Source organism: Nesterenkonia aerolata, from assembly GCF_031470965.1.
Taxonomy (GTDB): Bacteria; Actinomycetota; Actinomycetes; order Actinomycetales; family Micrococcaceae; genus Nesterenkonia; species Nesterenkonia aerolata.
Window position 1 is genome coordinate 19,770 of record NZ_JAVKGR010000020.1, and the last position, 16,484, is coordinate 36,253.

Below are 16,484 nucleotides of genomic sequence, written 5' to 3' on the forward strand. Positions count from 1 at the left end.
CCCGGTGGCCGGTGAAGACCGGAACAGCACGCCGCACGTGGGAAAGGCAGGCGACGTCACGTGACCACCGAGCAGCCGAGGGAGCTCTTCACCATCCACGGTGAGGCGATCATCGGCCCCACCGGGCGCCCGAAGCACCAGTTCCCCGAACCGAAGCCGCTGGATGGGCACGGCCCCGCGCGGACCATCGCGATGGTCAACCAGAAGGGTGGGGTGGGCAAGACGACCTCGGCGATCAACCTCGGTGCCGCGCTCGCCGAATACGGCCGCCGGGTGCTGATGGTCGACTTCGATCCGCAGGGTGCCCTGTCCGTGGGGCTGGGGACCAATCCGCATGAGTTGGAGACCAGCGTCTACACGGTGCTGATGGAGAAGTCCGTCACCGCCCGGGATGCGATCCTGACCACCCATGTCCCCGGTGTGGATCTGCTGCCGGCCAATATTGACCTCTCCGCGGCTGAAGTCCAGCTGGTCAATGAGGTAGCGCGGGAGCAGGTCCTGGAGCGTGCGCTGCGGCAGGTCCGTGACGACTACGACGTCATCATCATCGATTGCCAGCCCTCGCTGGGACTGCTGACCATCAACGCCCTGACGGCCTCCCACGGGGTGATCATCCCGCTGGTGGCGGAGTTCTTCGCGCTGCGAGCTGTCGCCCTGCTGGTGGATACCATCGAGAAGGTCCAGGACAGGCTGAACCCGGATCTGGAGATCGACGGGGTGCTGGCGACGATGGTGGATATGCGCACTCTGCATACGCAGGAAGTCATCACCAGAATCGTTGAGGCCTTCGGTGACAGGGTCTTCGAAACTGTCATCAAGCGCACGGTGAAGTTCCCCGATGCCACAGTCGCTGCCGAGCCCATCACCTCCTATGCGCATAAGCACGAGGGTGCGAAGGCCTACCGGCAGCTGGCGCGCGAGCTGATCGCCCGCGGCGGAGCCCCCTGAGCCGGGGTCTGTGGTGAGGCGGCACAGTGGCTGACGGCGTCGGGGAGACGGAGGTCGAGCTTGAAGGGACCAGCGGATTCACCGTCCGGCTGGAGAACTTCGACGGTCCCTTCGATCTGCTGCTGGGGCTGATCGCCAAGCGTCAGATGGACATCACCGCTGTGGCCCTCGCCGCGGTGACTGATGAGTTCATCACCTACGTGAAGACGCTCTCGGCGGAGGACGGCACCTACAGTCCCCAAGCACTGGATGAGTCCTCCCATTTCGTGCTTGTCGCAGCGACGCTGTTGGATCTCAAGGCTGCTCAGTTGCTGCCCTCAGGTGAGGTCGAGTCCGAGGAGGACATCGCCGCCCTGGAGGCTCGTGATCTGCTCTTCGCTCGGCTGCTGCAGTACCGTGCGTTCAAGGAGATCGCCGCGCATATCCGCACCACGGCCGAAGAGAACGCCGGCATATTTCCGCGCAGCCCCGGTACGGACCCGGAACTCAGCGGGCTGCTGCCTGAACTGGTGTGGCGGACGAGTCCGGAGGATCTGGCGGCGATCGCTCAGAGGGCTTTCGATCGGCCTGAGGTCGAACCCGACGACGTCCGGTTGGAGCATCTGCATGCCCATGCGGTGAACATCCGCGATGAGGTGGCGTCCATGACGCAGATGCTGCGCGGCAACGGCTCGCTCAGCTTTGCCGAGCTCATTGCCGATGCGCCGAACCAGCTGGTGGTCGTCGTCCGGTTCCTGGGGTTGCTGGAGCTGTTCCGGGATCGCGACGTCGAGCTGCGGCAGGAATCTCCGTTGGGTGAGCTGACGGTGACCTGGGCCGGTGCTGAGACCGGGGAGTCGGCTGCTGCAGCTCGCGCTGCGGCAGAGTGGGATCAAGGCCAGGCTGAGGAGGATCATGGCTGAGGAACAGGTGCAGGACCAGCTGCTGACCCATGAGGAACAGCTCGGTACTGTCGAGGCGATCCTCATGGTCGTCGAGGAGCCGGTGACCGCGGCAGAGATCGCGGCGGCGGTGCGGCTGCCGGAGTACCAGGTGCAGGGCCTGCTCGATGAGCTGCGCTCAGAGGCCGACGGTGAGGAGGAAACTGGTCGGCGGGAACGTGGATATGAGCTGCGGGAGGTCGCCGGGGGATTCCGGTACTACTCGCGGCTGCGTTATGCCGATCAGGTCTCCGCGTTCATCCTCGGCGGGCAGACGGCACGACTTTCTCAGGCCGCACTCGAGACCCTGGCGGTCATCGCCTACCGGCAGCCGGTCTCGCGCTCGCAGGTGGCTGCGGTGCGCGGGGTGAACGTCGACGGCGTGGTGCGGACCCTGGTTCATCGCGGGTTGGTGGACACCGCTGGAACGGATCCGGTCACCGGAGCTACGCAGTACACGACCACTACGGAGTTCCTCGAGAAGCTCGGCATCGATTCGGTCGATGATCTGCCTCAGCTGTCCCCGCATCTGCCCGGCATCGAGGCTGTTGAGGACTACGAGGAGTAGTCGGAGTCCTGTGCTTCTTCGGCGAGGTGCTCTTCGACGAGGGTCTCTTTGGCCGCGCGGTGGCCGGATACCCAGGCTGCGTGGGAGGACTTGGTCGACCACAGCCGGATGCCGACCATCGAGTTCCGTGCAGAGCCGTTGCGACCGCCGATGCACACGGCGAGCGTGATCACGGAGGCGTTCATCAGGCCCACAGGGAGCACCAGATTCACGGGGTCCATGATCTTCACCGTACCTGTCCGGTACCTCTGCCCTGTGCCCGGTGTCGTGTGCGCGGGGAAGGTGGGTTGATCTGCCAGACCCGATGCAGCCGCTGCGCAGCCCAGGCCATAGAATGGGGCGCATGTCTTCACGGGGGAGTGGCCCGGCGCAGCGGCGCGAGCAGAAGCGGTCCAAGCCGCCGCGGGCCGCACGCGCAGCACGGACCCCCGGTTCAGGCACCCGGGGTGGCCCGTTCGCTGAGGAGAAGCCGCAGCGGCTTATGCGCCGTGGCCCTGAACGTGCGAAGGTCCGTGCCGACGAGGCTGAGGAGAACTTCACCGCTGTCCACGTCCCCGAGGGTGTGCGGCTCCAGAAGGTGTTGGCTCAGGCCGGAGTGGCCTCCCGCCGAGTCTGCGAAGACCTCATCGCTGAAGGCCGCGTGGACGTCGACGGGCACACCGTCGTCGAACCCGGGGTGCGTATCGACCCGGAGACCGCGGTGGTGCGGGTCGACGGCGTCCGGCTGCAGCTCGACATCGCCCACCGCTACTACATGTTCAACAAGCCCGCTGGTGTGGTCACCACGATGTCCGACCCCCAGGGGCGGCCATGCATTGACGATCACCTCACGGCCGAACAGCGCCAGATCCGGCTGGTCCACGTCGGACGGCTGGACCGTGAGACCGAAGGGCTGCTGCTGCTGACCAACGACGGCGAACTCGCCCACCGGCTCACCCACCCCTCCTATGAGGTGCCCAAGACCTATCTCGTCGAAGTCGAGGGAGCCGTGCCCAAGAGCTTGGGGAAGACGCTGCGGGCCGGGATCGTTCTCGATGACGGCCCCATCGCCGTGGACTCCTACAGCTACCGAGGCGGTGCGGGAGCACGGAGCTTGGTCGAAGTCACCCTGCATTCCGGGCGGAACAGGATCGTGCGCCGTATCTTCGATCACGTCGGCCACCCGGTCACCCGGTTGGTACGCACAGGAATCGGGGAGATCACCATCGGTGACCAGCCCCAGGGGACGGTTCGCGCTCTGGGCAAACAGGAGCTGGGCCATTTGTTGGACCTGACAGATCAATCCGGACAGCCCGGTCAGCCGTACCAGGCAAGCCAGGAGACAGAGGGCGCCGGTCAGAGGGAGCCTCAGCGGAAAGATCGCGGCCGAAAGGAGTCCGACCGGTGAATGCACTGGACACCACCCCGGAAGCCACGCGGCACGCGCCGACGGTGCTCATCCGCGGAACCGGCCTGCTCGGCGCCAGCATCGGCCTGGGACTCTCTGCCCGCGGACATCGGGTGAGCCTCTCAGATCCTTCTGCCGTGGCGCAGGCCATCGCCGCGGACATCGGTGCCGGTACGGTGGCTGCCGAGTCGGACCGGGAACCGGAGATCGTCGTCGTCGCGGCGCCGCCGGAAGCGACCGCCGTGGAAGTGGCTGCGGCGCTGACCCGGTTCCCTGGTGCGATCGTGATGGATGTCGCCTCGGTCAAGGCAGAGATTCTGCGTGAGTTGTGGGAGCTGGTGGACGATTCGGAGCATCCTCTCACTGAGGAGGCCCTGGAGCGCTATGTGGGCACCCATCCGATGGCCGGACGGGAGCAGTCCGGACCGGTGGCGGCACGTGGTGAGCTGTTTACTGCGATGCCGTGGGTGATCGCCCCCGCCGAGGTCCGTGGTCGCAGGCTGCCGTCTGAGGCGGCGGTGGCCTGGGCCGAGGAGATCGCCCGGCGTCTGGGGGCGACGGTGCACTTCATGACACCTCAGGACCATGATGGGTCCGTGGCCCTGATCTCACACCTGCCGCAGATCGCCGCCTCCTTAGTGGCATCCCGGCTGCAGGGGGCGTCGGCGTCGGCATTGGAGCTGGCCGGCAACGGGCTGCGCGACGTCACCCGGATCGCCGCTTCGGATCCTAATCTCTGGGTGCAGATCCTGTCCTCGAACGCTGCGCCGATCACCGAGATCCTCTATGGGCTCCGCGATGACGTCGACCGGCTCATCCACACCCTCGAGAGCCCGCGTGCTCCGGGCGGTCAGGCGGATATCGCCCAGCTCATCGCGGAGGGCAACGCTGGCCGGGCGCGGGTGCCCGGTAAGCATGGCGGGCCGCCGCAGTCCTTCTCCCGGCTGACGGTGATCGTCGATGACAGGCCCGGCCAGATCGCTGCCGTGCTCAATGATGTGGCGACAGTGGGAGTCAACGTTGAGGACATGCGCATGGAGCATTCGGCAGGCCACCAGGTGGGTATGGTGGAACTGTCCGTGCTGCCCGGCAGGCGAGAGGAACTTGCTGAGGCGATGGCTGACTTCGGATGGAAGGTGATCCAGTCGTGACGAATCCTCGTTCGCAGTCTGCGGAGACGGCGGCTGCCGAGGCTGGGTCGGCCTCGGGTCACGGGCGCCTCGTCGTCGCCGTCGATGGTCCTTCCGGGTCTGGGAAGTCCAGTGTGTGCCGGGCTGCGGCCCGGCGGCTGGGTGCGGAGTACCTCGACACCGGGGCGATGTACCGTGCGGCGACCTGGTACTGCCTGGAGACCGGTGTCGACTTCGACGACGAATCGGCGGTGGCCGTGGCGGTGGAGGAGACTCCGCTCTCGCTGTCCACGGATCCTGACCATCAGAAGGTATGGGTGGGGGAATCGGATGTGACCCACGCGATCCGTGAATCGCGGATCTCTGAGGCCGTCTCTGCCGTGGCGACGAACCGGCAGGCCCGTTCTGTGCTGATCGCCGAGCAGCGGCGGCTGATCGATGCCGCCGGGTTCGTCATCGCTGAAGGCCGTGACATCACCACAGTGGTGGCCCCGGACGCCCAGGTCAGAGTGCTGTTGACGGCCTCCGCCGAGGCTCGGTTGGCCCGCCGGGGGGCCGAGCTTGGTGGGGGGCAGTCCGCGGAAGCGTTGCAGCGGCAGGTCATCGAACGTGATGTCAGAGATTCCGCAGCGGCGAACTTCACTGAGGCTGCCGACGGTGTGGCCGTGCTCGATTCCTCGGAGCTGAGTTTCGAGGAGACGGTGGATTCGCTGGTCGGCCGCATCGAATCGGTACAGTAGAGGATTCCCGGTCTGCGGGCCGCCGTCAGACCGACACCCCGGAACCATCAGGAGCTGCAGTGGCCCGATACGACGCACAGAGCCCCGAAAGCGCGGACGAGTACACCCCCAGTGGCGAGGATGACCGTCTGGCCGAGCGTCTTGCCGCCATCACCGATGATGAGGCCGAGGCACGTGCCGCCGCGCTGCGTGCCGGGCTCGAGGACTATGACCTCGAAGACGAGGACACCTATCTTCTCGAGACTGACGTCGAGGATGAGGACTTCATCCCGGAGGTGGCCGCACCGCCGGTGTTGGCGATCATCGGACGGCCCAATGTGGGCAAGTCGACGTTGGTCAACCGCATCATCCGCGCTCGTCAGGCTGTGGTGGAAGATGTGCCGGGGGTGACCCGTGACCGCGTCTCCTATGAGGCGGAGTGGAACGGCAAGGACTTCACCATCGTCGATACCGGCGGGTGGGAGCAGGACGCCAAGGGCATCCACAAGCGGGTGGCTGAGCAGGCGGAGATCGCCGTGGACGAGGCTGATGTGGTGGCTTTCGTCGTCGACGGGCTGGTCGGGGCGACCGCCGTGGACGAGGCGGTGGTAAAGATGCTGCGGCGCAAGCGCAAACCGGTGGTGCTGCTGGCCAATAAGGTGGAGACCGAAGCGCATATGGCTGAGGTGTATCCGCTGTGGAACTTGGGGCTGGGGGAGCCGTATCCGATCTCTGCGCTGCACGGTAACGGCACCGGTGACGTGCTGGATGCGGTGGTCAAGCTGCTGCCGGAGACCGCTCAGCACGGTGGGATGATCCCCATCGGCGGGCCGCGGCGGGTGGCGCTGATCGGCCGGCCGAATGTGGGCAAGTCCTCTCTGCTGAATAAATTGGCCGGGTCTGAGCGCGTGGTGGTCGACGACGTCGCCGGCACCACCCGTGACCCTGTGGACGAGTACATCGAACTCGGCGGCGAGACCTGGCGTTTCGTGGACACTGCCGGGGTGCGGCGGCGCCAGCATATGGCGCAGGGCTCGGAGTATTATGCGATGCTGCGCACCCAGCGGGCATTGGATAAGGCGGAGGTCGCCGTGGCGCTGCTAGCCGTGGATGAGCCGACTTCCGAGCAGGACGTGCGGATTCTGCAGATGGCTGTGGATTCCGGACGGGCTTTGGTGATCGCCTATAACAAATGGGATCTGCTCGACGAGGAGCGCAGGTACTACTTGGAGCGGGAGATCAACCGGGATCTGGGGCATGTCAGCTGGGCGCCGCGAGTGAACGTCTCGGCACGTACGGGGTGGCACAAGGACAAGCTGGCTCCTGCGTTGGACACCGCGCTGGAGAACTGGAGTCAGCGGATTCCCACCGGGCGGCTCAACGCGTTCCTGGGGGAGTTGGTAGCTGCGCATCCACACCCGGTGCGCGGGGGCAAGCAGCCGCGAATTCTCTTCGCCACCCAGCCGTCCTCCCGGCCGCCGAAGTTCGTGCTGTTCACCACCGGGTTCCTGGACCCGGGATACCGGCGGTTCATCATGCGGCGGCTACGCGAGACCTTCGACTTCACCGGTACGCCGATCGATATCAGCATGCGGGTGCGGGAGAAGCGGCGCCGGAAGAAGTGAGCTGACGGCTGAGGTTCCAATAGGGGCCGTCATGGGCTGCGCCGATGCGGCATCCATGGTCATCCTGAGGTAGACTCTTCCGGTGCCCGGGACGCGTTCCGGGTGTTTACGGGCTGTGGCGCAGTTTGGTAGCGCACACGACTGGGGGTCGTGGGGTCGCAGGTTCAAATCCTGTCAGCCCGACAGGACGAAAGCCCTGGATCGCTGCAATGACAGCGATCCAGGGCTTTTCTCGTGTGGACATGGGCCCGTCTGCTCGCCCGATGCGATAATCCCATCGCCCGCACCTGATACACCCTTGAGGCAGCCGATGGACGCCCAGCCGCGGATCGTGTCATCGAACACGGCGCAGGAACAGGCGGCGTGGAGAGGCATCGAGCACGGCGAACCGACTCTGGCAGTCGTCGATGAGGGACGTTTCGTCGGCTTGGTACTTCCTACGGCGTTGATGGAAGTGCTGCTGACTGAGCGCGTGCTGATCGCCTTCTTCGTCCCCGGAGTGCTGCTGGGCCTGTCTCTTGGGGCAGTGTCGCTGAGACCTCGTCGTCCGCTAATGGTTGATATGCAGAACATGATGCGCAAGGGTTGTGGGTATGTCACAGAAGAGAGACTGGACTGAGACTGGAACACCTGACCACGTGACGCCGATGGACCGCAGGGGAGTGCTGCTGGGTGCATCAGTAGCTGTCGCCTCAGCTGCGGCAGTGACCTCCGGCGTCGTCGCCGGATCTGCCGTCGCCTCGCCCCGCCCTGGAGAGCAGGGCTCGGACCGGCCGCAGAGCAACCCCGGCAACGCCCCTGACCACGCAGGGGTGGCCGGTGACGGTTCCGACGGAGATTTCCCCATGTCATGCCCGATGGGCAGGGACGGGTCTCACCGCGTGGAAGCACGTCAGAAGGCCGCTGCGGCCTCCGGAGGTGATCGCTGATGAGCGTCAACGTCACCTGGCGTGTCTCGCCGAACCACACAGTCGGCCGGGCAGGCGCCAGTATCGACCGGATCGTCATCCATTACATCGTCGGCACCCGAGCCGCCGCCGATGCGACCTTCGCCCAGACCTCATCTGGGGTCAGTGCCCACTACTCCATCGGTGAGGGCGAAGTCAGTCAGCACGTCTCTGAACAGAACACCGCATGGCACGCCGGACACCTGGCCACCAACCGACGCTCAGTAGGGATCGAGCATTCCGCAGACCAGGACCGTGCACCGGACTCCTGGACTATGGATACCTCAGTCCAGCTGTGCATCGAGATCTGCCGACGCTACGACCTCGACCCGCAGATCGCGATCATCCCGCACAACTCTGTCTCCGATACCCTGTGCCCGAACACCGTGGACTGGCAGGAGATCCGCCGTCGAGTCGCCGCGGGGCTGTGACTGACAGGACCCTACTACTGACCCGTCATGCCCCTCTCGAGACGATCATCATGGGCGTCATGAGAGGGGCATGACTCGCTCGACCTCCCGGCCAGCTCCGATGACGGACCTGAGGGGATGGTCTGTCATCCTAGGGTGAGGCTCGAGGAGGCAGACGTGATCAGTGAAGTGTTCGACGCCGTCGCGCAGAGGTGGACGAGCGAGGTCACCGCAGACCCCCAAGTGGTGCTGATCCTCGCCGCCGTAGCCTTGGCAGCCTCCTTCATCCCAGTGCTCGCGCGGCTCTTCTCCCAGACCGGAACGATCATCCACGAGATGGGTCACGTGCTGGCGGCGTGGCTCACCGGCCGCCGGGTCAGCGGCATCCGTGTCCACAGCGACACCTCCGGAGTCACCCTCAGCCGGGGCCGCCCCCGCGGGCTCGGTATGCTTCTCACCGCACTCGCCGGCTACCCCGCACCGGCCCTGCTGGCCTGGGGCCTCGCCGTCTCAGTTGGTACCGGCCACGCCGGAGCCGGGCTGACCCTCTACCAAGGACTGCTCATACTGGCTCTGCTGCTCAGCCGCAATGTCATCGGCGTCCTCTCCTGCGCGGCCTCGCTCCTCGCCACGGGACTGATCTGGTGGTACGGCTCAGAGGAAGTGATCGGCTACACCGTCGTCGTCCTTGCCGTGGTCTACGCGGTGGCTGCGGTGCGGGCGGTCATCGCGCTGATAGGTGTTCACGTCCGGGGGCGTGGCGCTGAGACCACCGACGCCGCCCTCGCCGCCGCAGCCACCTCGCTGCCGCGCACGCTCTGGCTGATCCTGCTCTTCCTCACCGTCTGCACTGTCTCCGCCGCCGCGCTGTGGGCCCTGACCTGAGAACCCGCGCTATCGCAGCACCACCGTCTTCACACCGTTGAGGAACACTCGCCCCTCACAGTGCCACCGCACAGCCTCCGAGAGCGCCTTGCACTCCGAATCCCGCCCTGCCGCCACCAGATCCTCCGGGCCGAAGGTGTGATCGACGTCCACAACTCGCTGGGAGATGATCGGACCCTCGTCGAGCTCGTCATTGACGTAGTGAGCGGTGGCCCCGACGGTCTTCACTCCGCGCTCAAAAGCCTGGTGGTACGGTTTCGCGCCCTTGAAAGACGGCAGGAACGAATGGTGGATATTGATCGCCCGGCCGGACAGCTGACGGGAGAGATCATCGGAGAGGACCTGCATATACCGGGCCAGCACCACCAGATCGACGTCGAAACGATCGATGAGTTCCAGCAGCTTCGCTTCGGCCTCCGGCTTCGTCTCCGGGGTGACCGGCACATGGAAGTACGGGATGCCGTGCCATTCGACCACCTGCCGGTGATCCGGGTGGTTCGAGACCACCATCGCGATATCGGCCGGCAGCTCACCCACCCGCGTGCGGTACAGCAGATCATTGAGGCAGTGCCCCGACTTCGACGCCATCACCAGCAGCCGCCGCCGCTGACCGTGGGCTGTCAGCTCCCAGCGGGCGCTGACCTCCGCGGCCAAGTCCTCCAGTGCAGCACGGATCGCCTGTTCGCGTGTACTCAGCTCAGCAGCCTCAGCATCAGCCTCAGTGTCACCGGAACCACCGATCCGGAAATGCACGCGCAGAAAGAAATGCTCCGTATGCGGGTCATCGAACTGCTTGAGCTCGACGATGTCCCCACCTTCGGCGGCAAGAACACCGGTCACCGCATGGACAAGCCCCGGGCGTTCCGGGCTGTCGAAGGTCAGCACCAGTTCCCGCGTCATCAGATCAGCTCCTCTGTGGCGAACTCCGCCATCGCATCGAGCAGCCACCGCACCATGTAGTCGGCGAACGACGCCCGGGGCAGAACCCGGAAGACCTCCTGCTGTGTACGGTGGATGATCACCGGCACCGGCCCGAGCAGCGTGGATGCCGCAGCCCCGACGGCGAACACCCGCGGATGAAGGTCCACATGGCACCCCTTCTCCAGCACCGCCCGGGCACTGGGTCCACTCAGCTCCAGGATCGTCCGGTTCCCCGAGAGATCCAGGATCTGACCAGGAAGCCCCTCGAGCGCACCCTCGAAGCTGCTCCCATCGACGAGGCCCGCCTGGCCGGTAGCCTCCACGGCGAGGAACTCATCCGGGGAGAGCCAGATGATGTGCCGGCCCTCGGAGTCCCCGGTCACCGTCTGAGCTGCCTGCGGGCCAGCTGGCAAAGCCACCCCCCACGCCTGGGCCGCCGCCTCAGCCGCGGGTGTTCCCGGCACGGCACGGATACCCAGTTGCAGGGCGAAGGGGATCTCTCGGAGCCTGACCCCGCGGGAACCCTCGACGTCGGCGGCGCGCATCTGCTCAGCCATATGGGCCGCAGGGGAGCGGCGCAGCTCGGACAACGAGGGCGCCGTCTGGTCGATAATCCTCTGCTCAGCCATCACGACGGGCTCCTTCCGGATCGAAGAGGACATGGGAGGTGATCTCGACGTCGACGAGCTGATCGCCGACCGGACTGCGGACCGTCTCACCGATACGGTTCCGGCCGTTCCACACCAGGGCCAGGCCGAACGGCCTGCCCAGCGCCGCCGAACGGTAGGACGAGGTGACGTGACCGAGCATCGGCACCGGAGCATCCTGCGGGGTCAGCGGCGTCTGTTCCGCCACCAGCTGGGCGCCCTCCGGCAGCAGGGTCTTCCCATCTACGGGCAGCACGCCCACCAGATGTTTGCGGTCCTCGCGCGCGGTATCCGGCCGCGAGTAGGATCGGCGCCCGATGAAGTCCTTGGTCTTCGAGACCGCCCACTCCATGCCCGCATCCTGCGGGGTGACCGTGCCGTCAGTGTCCTGCCCGACGATGATCAGTCCCTTCTCCGCTCGCAGCACATGCATCGTCTCCGTGCCGTAGGGAGTGATGTCGAAGGGCTCGCCAGCCTCAGCGATGAGCTCCCAAGCCGCCAGCCCGTAGTAGTTCGCCACATTGACTTCGAAGGCGAGCTCTCCGGAGAAGGACACCCGGCAGATGCGTGCGGGGATCCCATTGCTCAGCGTCGTCTCACGGAATGCCATGAATCCGAAGGCTTCGTTCGAGACATCCAGATCCGGTGCGATGCGGGCGATCACCTCCCGGGACTTCGGCCCGACCACCGCAACGGTGTTCCACTGCTCGGTCACCGAGGTGAAGACGACGTCGAGCTCCGGCCATTCAGTCTGATGCCACTCCTCGAGCCAATCCAGCACCTTCGCCGCACTACCGGATGTGGTGGTCATCAGAAACCGGTCCTCAGCGATCCGCAGGGTCACCCCGTCATCGAAGATCATCCCGTCCGGGGTACACATCAGGCCGTAACGGCCCTTGCCGACCGGCAGTTTGGCAAAGGCGTTGGTATAGATCCGGTTCAGGAACTCACCGGTATCGGTCCCGCGGATCTCGATCTTGCCCAGCGTGGAGACGTCCTGGAAGCCCACCGACTCCCGGGCGGCAGCACATTCGCGCAGCACGGCTGTCTCCATGTCCTCGCCCGCACGCGGGTAATACCGGGGACGCTTCCACTGGCCGACATCCTCGAAGACCGCTCCCTGAGACTCGTGCCAGGAGTGGATGTTCGTGATCCGGGCCGGATCGAAGAGCTCCCCGCGACGGCGCCCGGCCAGTGCGGCGAAGGCCACCGGCGTATACGGTGCGCGGAAGCCCGTCGTGCCGATCTCACCGGGGTGCTCGGCGCCGAGCACCGAGGCCAGCAGCCCCACAGTGTTCACCGCACTGGTCCGCCCCTGATCGTGGGCCGTGGAGATGGAGGTATAGCGTTTGACATGCTCGACCGAGTGCATCCCGGCCCCGACCGCACGCAGGGCATCGGCCACGGTCTGGTCGCGCTGGAAATCGACGAAATGCGTCGTCCACTCCGCCGGATCCTGGCTACCCGGCGCGCCGGTCAACCACAGCGGCCGGACCGGCCCGTAGCCCAGATCCGCGCGTGCTCCCTCAGCCGACGGTACCGCGGGGGTGGCCCCGGGATCGTCCTGGAACGCGTAGGCCTCGGCCGCCCGCCGGCCGGCCTCGGCGCCGGTGCGCAGGGCGGCATCGAGCGACCAAGTTCCCGCCATCGCGCCGACGCTCTGCTGGTGCGCCACCGGTGCCGAGGGGATGAAAGCAGCCAGTGACTCGTCCCAGCTCAGACTGCCCTGCCGTTGGCTGTGCAGATGCACCACAGGAGAGTGCCCTCCGGAGACCGCCAGCAGGTCTGCGGAGACCTGCTCACCGGAGCCGACCGGCACACCGTCAGCATCGAGGTGATGGACGGTCACCGCGGTCACACGGCCGCTGGCGGCATCACCGTCAGTGCCGGTGACAGCTGCGCCGAAGATCCCGCGGGCCCCGGTGGCCTGCAGGACATCGGCCGCCCGCTGGCTTGCGTCCGGGCGGGAGTCCACCACGGCCAGCGGCGGAACCCCGGCGTCAACGAGGTCCTCGACCAGGCTGTAGACGGCATCATTGGTGGTGGCGATGACGATCTGCTCGCCGGCCAGCGCTGCATAACGGTTGAGGTAGGTCCGTACGGATTCGGCGAGCATGATGCCGGGACGGTCGTTCTCGGCGAACATCAGCGGCCGTTCATGGGCGCCGGTGGCCAGGACCACCTCAGCCGCCCGGATGTGCCAGATGCGCTGACGGGAGACTCCGGGCCGTGCAGCAGCGGGCAGATGGTCGGTCCGGTTCTCGAGCGCCACCACATAGTTGGCGTCATAGCTGCCGAACGCAGTGGTCCGGGGCAGGTAGGTGAACTCCGCCGCCGCCCGGGCCTCTTCGATCGTCCGCTGTGCCCAGGCCACCGCATCGAGACCGTCGATGACCTCCCCACGGGTGCCCAGCAGCCACCCGCCGGGCATCGGCTGGTCATCGATCAGCATGGTCCGCGCCCCGGTCGCCGCAGCCTGGGCCGCGGCGGCGAGGCCGGCCGGCCCGGCACCGACGACGAGGACATCGGTGTGGACGTATTGACGGTCGTAGAGCGCGCCGTCTGGTTGGTCATCGAGGCGTCCGAGCCCCTGCAGCCACGAGGCCTCCAACCCGTCGACCAGGCTCACCGTCGTCGCTGGAAGCATGGACTCAGCGGGCTGGTCGGCGCTGCGCGGGGCGAGGTGGAGCAGCGCGTTGGGCTCCTCGACCCCGGCGGCCATGATCCCGCGCGGCCGCCCCAGATACAGGGACGGGCCGCAGCCCAGCTCACCGGAGGCGACCAGCGCGCTGGCGATGGTGTCTCCGGCCACGCCGGTGTGGGCCGCGCCGTCGAGGGTGAAGCTGAGAGAGGTGTTGCGGTCCACGCCGTATCCGGGGGACTGGTCGTCGCTGAGTCGGCTGGTCATCGCTGCTCTCCTTCCGGAGTCAGAAACTCATAGGTGACGGTGTCGCGGACGACGTCGAACCATTTGCGGCAGCCCGCCGAATGCTGCCAACGCTCGGCGAAGGCCCCGGCAGGATTGTCGCGGTAGAACAGGAACTGGGCCCACGCGGCGTCGTCGAGGCTCTGTGGATCCTGCGGGTAGGCGACATCGGCCTGCCCTCCGTAGTGGAATTCGACTTCGTCGCGAGGTCCGCAGTGCGGACACGTGATGAGCAGCATGGTCTTCTCCTATACCTGCGCCGGTGAGGTCAGTGCGCGACGGCGGCGGCGCCGTGTTCGTCGATCAGATGCCCGGTCTCGAAACGTTCCAGCACGAAGGGCGCATTGAGCGGATGGGGTTGCCCGGTGGCGATCGTGTGGGCGAAGGTCAGCCCGGAGGCGGGGGTGCCTTTGAACCCCCCGGTGCCCCAGCCGCAGTTCACGTAGAGACCGGTGACCTCAGTGGGGGAGATGATCGGGGAGGCATCCGGGGTCGTGTCCACGATGCCGCCCCAGGTGCGGATGAGGTGGGCTCGGGCGAAGAGCGGGAAGAGCTCCACGGCGGCGGCCATCTGGTCCTCGATGACGTGGAAGCCGCCACGCTGTCCAAACCCGTTGTAGGAATCCACCCCGGCACCCATGACCAGTTCACCCTTATGCGCCTGTGAGACATAGACGTGCACATGGTTGGACATGACCACAGTGGGGTGTACCGGTTCGAAGAGCTCTGAGACGAGAGCCTGCAGCGGGTGGGACTGGATGGGCAGGCGGATACCGGCCATCTCGGCGACCTGGGAGGAGCGGCCGGCTGCCGCCATGCCGACGGTCTCAGTGTGGATGAGCCCGGAGCTGGTCTCCACGCCGGTCACCCGGTCTCCGTCCTTGACGAAGCCGGTGACCTCGCAGTTCTGGATGATGTCGACGCCCATCTCATCGCACCGCCGCGCCAGTGCCCAGGCCACGTGATCATGCTTGGCGATGCCGGCCCGCGGCTGGTAGGTGGCTCCCATGACGGGGTAGCGGATGTCGTCGTCGATGTTGATGATCGGGCAGATCTCCTTGACCTGCTCGGGGTCGAGGAACTCTGCATCCACACCGTTGAGGTAGTTGGCGTTGACTCGACGCCGGGAGTCACGCACATCCTGCAGGGTATGGGCGAGGTTGAGTACCCCGCGCTGGGAGAACAGGAAATCGTAGTCGAGTTCCGCGGGGAGCTCCTCCCAGAGCTTCAACGATTTCTCGTAGATCGCCGCGGATTCGTCCCAGAGGTAGTTCGAACGGATGATCGCGGTGTTACGCGCCATGTTCCCGCCGGCCAACCAGCCCTTCTCCAGCACCGCGACATCGGTGATGCCGTAGCGGGACGCCAGATAGTACGCCGTGGCCAGGCCGTGGCCGCCACCACCGACGATGACGACGTCGTAGCTGGATTTCGGCTCGGGGTTTCGCCAGAGGAAGTCTGGATGTGGGGGGAGCATCTCTGCCATGGTCAGACTCCGTGTGATCGTCGACTGCAGTGTGGTGCGCCTCAGCGCAGATGATCAAGTGAGCTACAACTGATATATCACTAGTGCGCTAGAGTCTAGGGGTACTGATATCTCCCTGACAAGAGCTCCCAGAGATGACCTGCCGAGGAGGCTGGCCGATGACGACCTCCGTCGAATCCCCTGATGCGCACCCGGAGTCGATGGCCGATCATGCCTATCGCCTGCTGCGCCAGCAGCTCGTCCTGCTCGATATCGCCCCCGGTGCCCCCATCGCCGAGAACCGACTGGCGGCAGAGCTGGGAGTGGGGCGGACTCCGTTGCGTGAAGCGCTCAAGCGCCTTGAGGCGGACCACCTGGTCGTGACCTTCTCACGCCGGGGCACCTTCGCCACCAACGTCGACATCACTGAACTGTCCGGGATCTCGGAGATGCGACAGGCGCTGGTGCCGCTGGCCGCCCGCAAGGCCGCCCAGCAGCGTGGCGGGTCCGTACGTGGCGCGCTGGCCGAGGAGGTGCAGCGGCTCACCGCCCTTGAGTCAGACTCTGACATCGACGCCCGTCAGCTGCTCGAGGGCGACCTGCGGATTCATCGACTCATCAGCCGAGCCTCAGAGAACCTGTACCTGGAGGAGACTCTGGTGCGCCTGGACAGCCTGGTCACCCGCATGTGGTGCGCCATGCTTGACCGCATTCCGCCGATGGATGAGCACGTCATGGAGCATGTCGCACTCATCGAGGCAGTGCTGGGCGGAGAGGCTGAACGCGCCGAAGAGCTGGCGGCGGGACATGTCGCGCACTTCGATCGTGTGGTCCGTGCCGTGGTGTGATCTCAGAGTGATCGGGCAGAGGACTTCGGTTCATGAGACATTGCTGGTGCTGATGATGATCAGCACCAGCAGGCGGCTGTTGGCTAGGGCGTGTCTCCTATGTGCGTAGGCAGGCGATGATGGCGCAGAGGACTACTC

The 16,484-nt window shown here is 66.1% G+C and carries 18 protein-coding genes and 1 tRNA gene; 13 read left to right on the forward strand and 6 right to left on the reverse strand.

From position 1 onward, the window contains the following. The first annotated feature begins 60 nt into the window (after window positions 1–60). The 3 genes from RIL96_RS11945 to scpB are packed head-to-tail and all read left to right on the forward strand — an operon-like array spanning window position 61 to window position 2,436. Window positions 61–948: a ParA family protein gene (locus RIL96_RS11945; protein ID WP_310549251.1), complete on the forward strand. Its 888-nt coding sequence runs from the start codon at window positions 61–63 to the stop codon at window positions 946–948. A gap of 26 nt (window positions 949–974) precedes the next feature. After that, window positions 975–1,850, forward strand: coding sequence for a segregation and condensation protein A (locus tag RIL96_RS11950; protein WP_310549252.1), 876 nt, complete (start codon window positions 975–977; stop codon window positions 1,848–1,850). Further along, window positions 1,843–2,436: an SMC-Scp complex subunit ScpB gene (gene scpB / locus RIL96_RS11955; RefSeq protein WP_310549253.1), complete on the forward strand. Its 594-nt coding sequence runs from the start codon at window positions 1,843–1,845 to the stop codon at window positions 2,434–2,436. Before RIL96_RS11950 ends, scpB begins: the two co-directional genes overlap by 8 nt. Here the strand turns inward: scpB and RIL96_RS11960 are convergent. Then, window positions 2,424–2,657 carry a hypothetical protein gene (locus RIL96_RS11960; protein WP_310549254.1) on the reverse strand — a complete coding sequence of 78 codons (234 nt, stop codon included), beginning with the start codon at window positions 2,655–2,657 and terminating at the stop codon, window positions 2,424–2,426. The two genes, scpB and RIL96_RS11960, sit on opposite strands and share 13 nt — an antisense overlap. A gap of 122 nt (window positions 2,658–2,779) precedes the next feature. Here RIL96_RS11960 and RIL96_RS11965 point away from each other — a divergent pair, with 122 nt between their 5' ends. The 9 genes from RIL96_RS11965 to RIL96_RS12005 all read left to right on the forward strand — a co-directional run bounded on the left by RIL96_RS11965 (window position 2,780) and on the right by RIL96_RS12005 (window position 9,539). Then, window positions 2,780–3,823: a pseudouridine synthase gene (locus tag RIL96_RS11965; protein ID WP_310549255.1), complete on the forward strand. Its 1,044-nt coding sequence runs from the start codon at window positions 2,780–2,782 to the stop codon at window positions 3,821–3,823. Continuing rightward, entirely contained in the window at window positions 3,820–4,974 is a 1,155-nt protein-coding gene (locus tag RIL96_RS11970) for a prephenate dehydrogenase (protein ID WP_310549256.1), read from the forward strand. The genes RIL96_RS11965 and RIL96_RS11970 overlap by 4 nt, the downstream gene beginning before the upstream one ends. Further along, on the forward strand, window positions 4,971–5,693 hold the full coding sequence (gene cmk, locus RIL96_RS11975; RefSeq protein WP_310549257.1) for a (d)CMP kinase: 723 nt from the start codon (window positions 4,971–4,973) through the stop codon (window positions 5,691–5,693). The genes RIL96_RS11970 and cmk overlap by 4 nt, the downstream gene beginning before the upstream one ends. A 59-nt stretch (window positions 5,694–5,752) precedes the next feature. Then, complete coding sequence (gene der, locus RIL96_RS11980) at window positions 5,753–7,297, forward strand: ribosome biogenesis GTPase Der (RefSeq protein WP_310549258.1); 1,545 nt, start codon at window positions 5,753–5,755, stop codon at window positions 7,295–7,297. A gap of 109 nt (window positions 7,298–7,406) precedes the next feature. Next, window positions 7,407–7,480 (forward strand) — tRNA-Pro (locus RIL96_RS11985). Window positions 7,481–7,607: 127 nt separating this feature from the next. After that, window positions 7,608–7,916: a hypothetical protein gene (locus RIL96_RS11990; RefSeq protein WP_310549259.1), complete on the forward strand. Its 309-nt coding sequence runs from the start codon at window positions 7,608–7,610 to the stop codon at window positions 7,914–7,916. Beyond that, window positions 7,891–8,226, forward strand: a complete 336-nt coding sequence (locus tag RIL96_RS11995) for a hypothetical protein (protein WP_310549260.1) — start codon at window positions 7,891–7,893, stop codon at window positions 8,224–8,226. The genes RIL96_RS11990 and RIL96_RS11995 overlap by 26 nt, the downstream gene beginning before the upstream one ends. Then, entirely contained in the window at window positions 8,226–8,675 is a 450-nt protein-coding gene (locus RIL96_RS12000; protein WP_310549261.1) for an N-acetylmuramoyl-L-alanine amidase, read from the forward strand. The genes RIL96_RS11995 and RIL96_RS12000 overlap by 1 nt, the downstream gene beginning before the upstream one ends. A gap of 156 nt (window positions 8,676–8,831) precedes the next feature. Beyond that, complete coding sequence (locus RIL96_RS12005) at window positions 8,832–9,539, forward strand: M50 family metallopeptidase (protein WP_310549262.1); 708 nt, start codon at window positions 8,832–8,834, stop codon at window positions 9,537–9,539. Between the two features lie 9 nt (window positions 9,540–9,548). Here RIL96_RS12005 and purU read toward each other — a convergent pair whose 3' ends face one another. From purU to RIL96_RS12030, 5 genes are read right to left on the reverse strand one after another with little or no spacing between them, the layout of a single operon-like run. Next, window positions 9,549–10,439 carry a formyltetrahydrofolate deformylase gene (gene purU / locus RIL96_RS12010; protein WP_310549263.1) on the reverse strand — a complete coding sequence of 297 codons (891 nt, stop codon included), beginning with the start codon at window positions 10,437–10,439 and terminating at the stop codon, window positions 9,549–9,551. Then, window positions 10,439–11,089: a sarcosine oxidase subunit gamma gene (locus RIL96_RS12015; RefSeq protein WP_310549264.1), complete on the reverse strand. Its 651-nt coding sequence runs from the start codon at window positions 11,087–11,089 to the stop codon at window positions 10,439–10,441. The genes purU and RIL96_RS12015 overlap by 1 nt, the downstream gene beginning before the upstream one ends. Then, the gene (locus RIL96_RS12020; protein WP_310549265.1) at window positions 11,082–14,015 is read right to left on the reverse strand and encodes a glycine cleavage T C-terminal barrel domain-containing protein; all 2,934 of its coding nucleotides are present in this window, start codon (window positions 14,013–14,015) and stop codon (window positions 11,082–11,084) included. The genes RIL96_RS12015 and RIL96_RS12020 overlap by 8 nt, the downstream gene beginning before the upstream one ends. Next, window positions 14,012–14,272: a sarcosine oxidase subunit delta gene (locus RIL96_RS12025; protein ID WP_310549266.1), complete on the reverse strand. Its 261-nt coding sequence runs from the start codon at window positions 14,270–14,272 to the stop codon at window positions 14,012–14,014. The genes RIL96_RS12020 and RIL96_RS12025 overlap by 4 nt, the downstream gene beginning before the upstream one ends. Window positions 14,273–14,301: 29 nt before the next feature. Beyond that, entirely contained in the window at window positions 14,302–15,519 is a 1,218-nt protein-coding gene (locus RIL96_RS12030) for a sarcosine oxidase subunit beta family protein (RefSeq protein WP_310549267.1), read from the reverse strand. A gap of 158 nt (window positions 15,520–15,677) precedes the next feature. Here RIL96_RS12030 and RIL96_RS12035 point away from each other — a divergent pair, with 158 nt between their 5' ends. After that, on the forward strand, window positions 15,678–16,346 hold the full coding sequence (locus RIL96_RS12035) for a GntR family transcriptional regulator (protein WP_310549268.1): 669 nt from the start codon (window positions 15,678–15,680) through the stop codon (window positions 16,344–16,346). The last annotated feature ends 138 nt before the right edge of the window (window positions 16,347–16,484 follow it).

Coding starts and splice junctions, on each gene's coding strand:
- RIL96_RS11965 (WP_310549255.1), top strand. CDS start 2,780: ATGTCTTCACGGGGGAGTGGCCCGGCGCAGCGGCGCGAGCAGAAGCGG.
- RIL96_RS11995 (WP_310549260.1), top strand. CDS start 7,891: ATGTCACAGAAGAGAGACTGGACTGAGACTGGAACACCTGACCACGTG.
- RIL96_RS12035 (WP_310549268.1), top strand. CDS start 15,678: ATGACGACCTCCGTCGAATCCCCTGATGCGCACCCGGAGTCGATGGCC.
- RIL96_RS12025 (WP_310549266.1), bottom strand. CDS start 14,272: ATGCTGCTCATCACGTGTCCGCACTGCGGACCTCGCGACGAAGTCGAA.
- RIL96_RS12030 (WP_310549267.1), bottom strand. CDS start 15,519: ATGGCAGAGATGCTCCCCCCACATCCAGACTTCCTCTGGCGAAACCCC.
- RIL96_RS12020 (WP_310549265.1), bottom strand. CDS start 14,015: ATGACCAGCCGACTCAGCGACGACCAGTCCCCCGGATACGGCGTGGAC.
- RIL96_RS11960 (WP_310549254.1), bottom strand. CDS start 2,657: ATGGACCCCGTGAATCTGGTGCTCCCTGTGGGCCTGATGAACGCCTCC.
- RIL96_RS12015 (WP_310549264.1), bottom strand. CDS start 11,089: ATGGCTGAGCAGAGGATTATCGACCAGACGGCGCCCTCGTTGTCCGAG.
- scpB (WP_310549253.1), top strand. CDS start 1,843: ATGGCTGAGGAACAGGTGCAGGACCAGCTGCTGACCCATGAGGAACAG.
- purU (WP_310549263.1), bottom strand. CDS start 10,439: ATGACGCGGGAACTGGTGCTGACCTTCGACAGCCCGGAACGCCCGGGG.
- RIL96_RS11990 (WP_310549259.1), top strand. CDS start 7,608: ATGGACGCCCAGCCGCGGATCGTGTCATCGAACACGGCGCAGGAACAG.
- RIL96_RS12000 (WP_310549261.1), top strand. CDS start 8,226: ATGAGCGTCAACGTCACCTGGCGTGTCTCGCCGAACCACACAGTCGGC.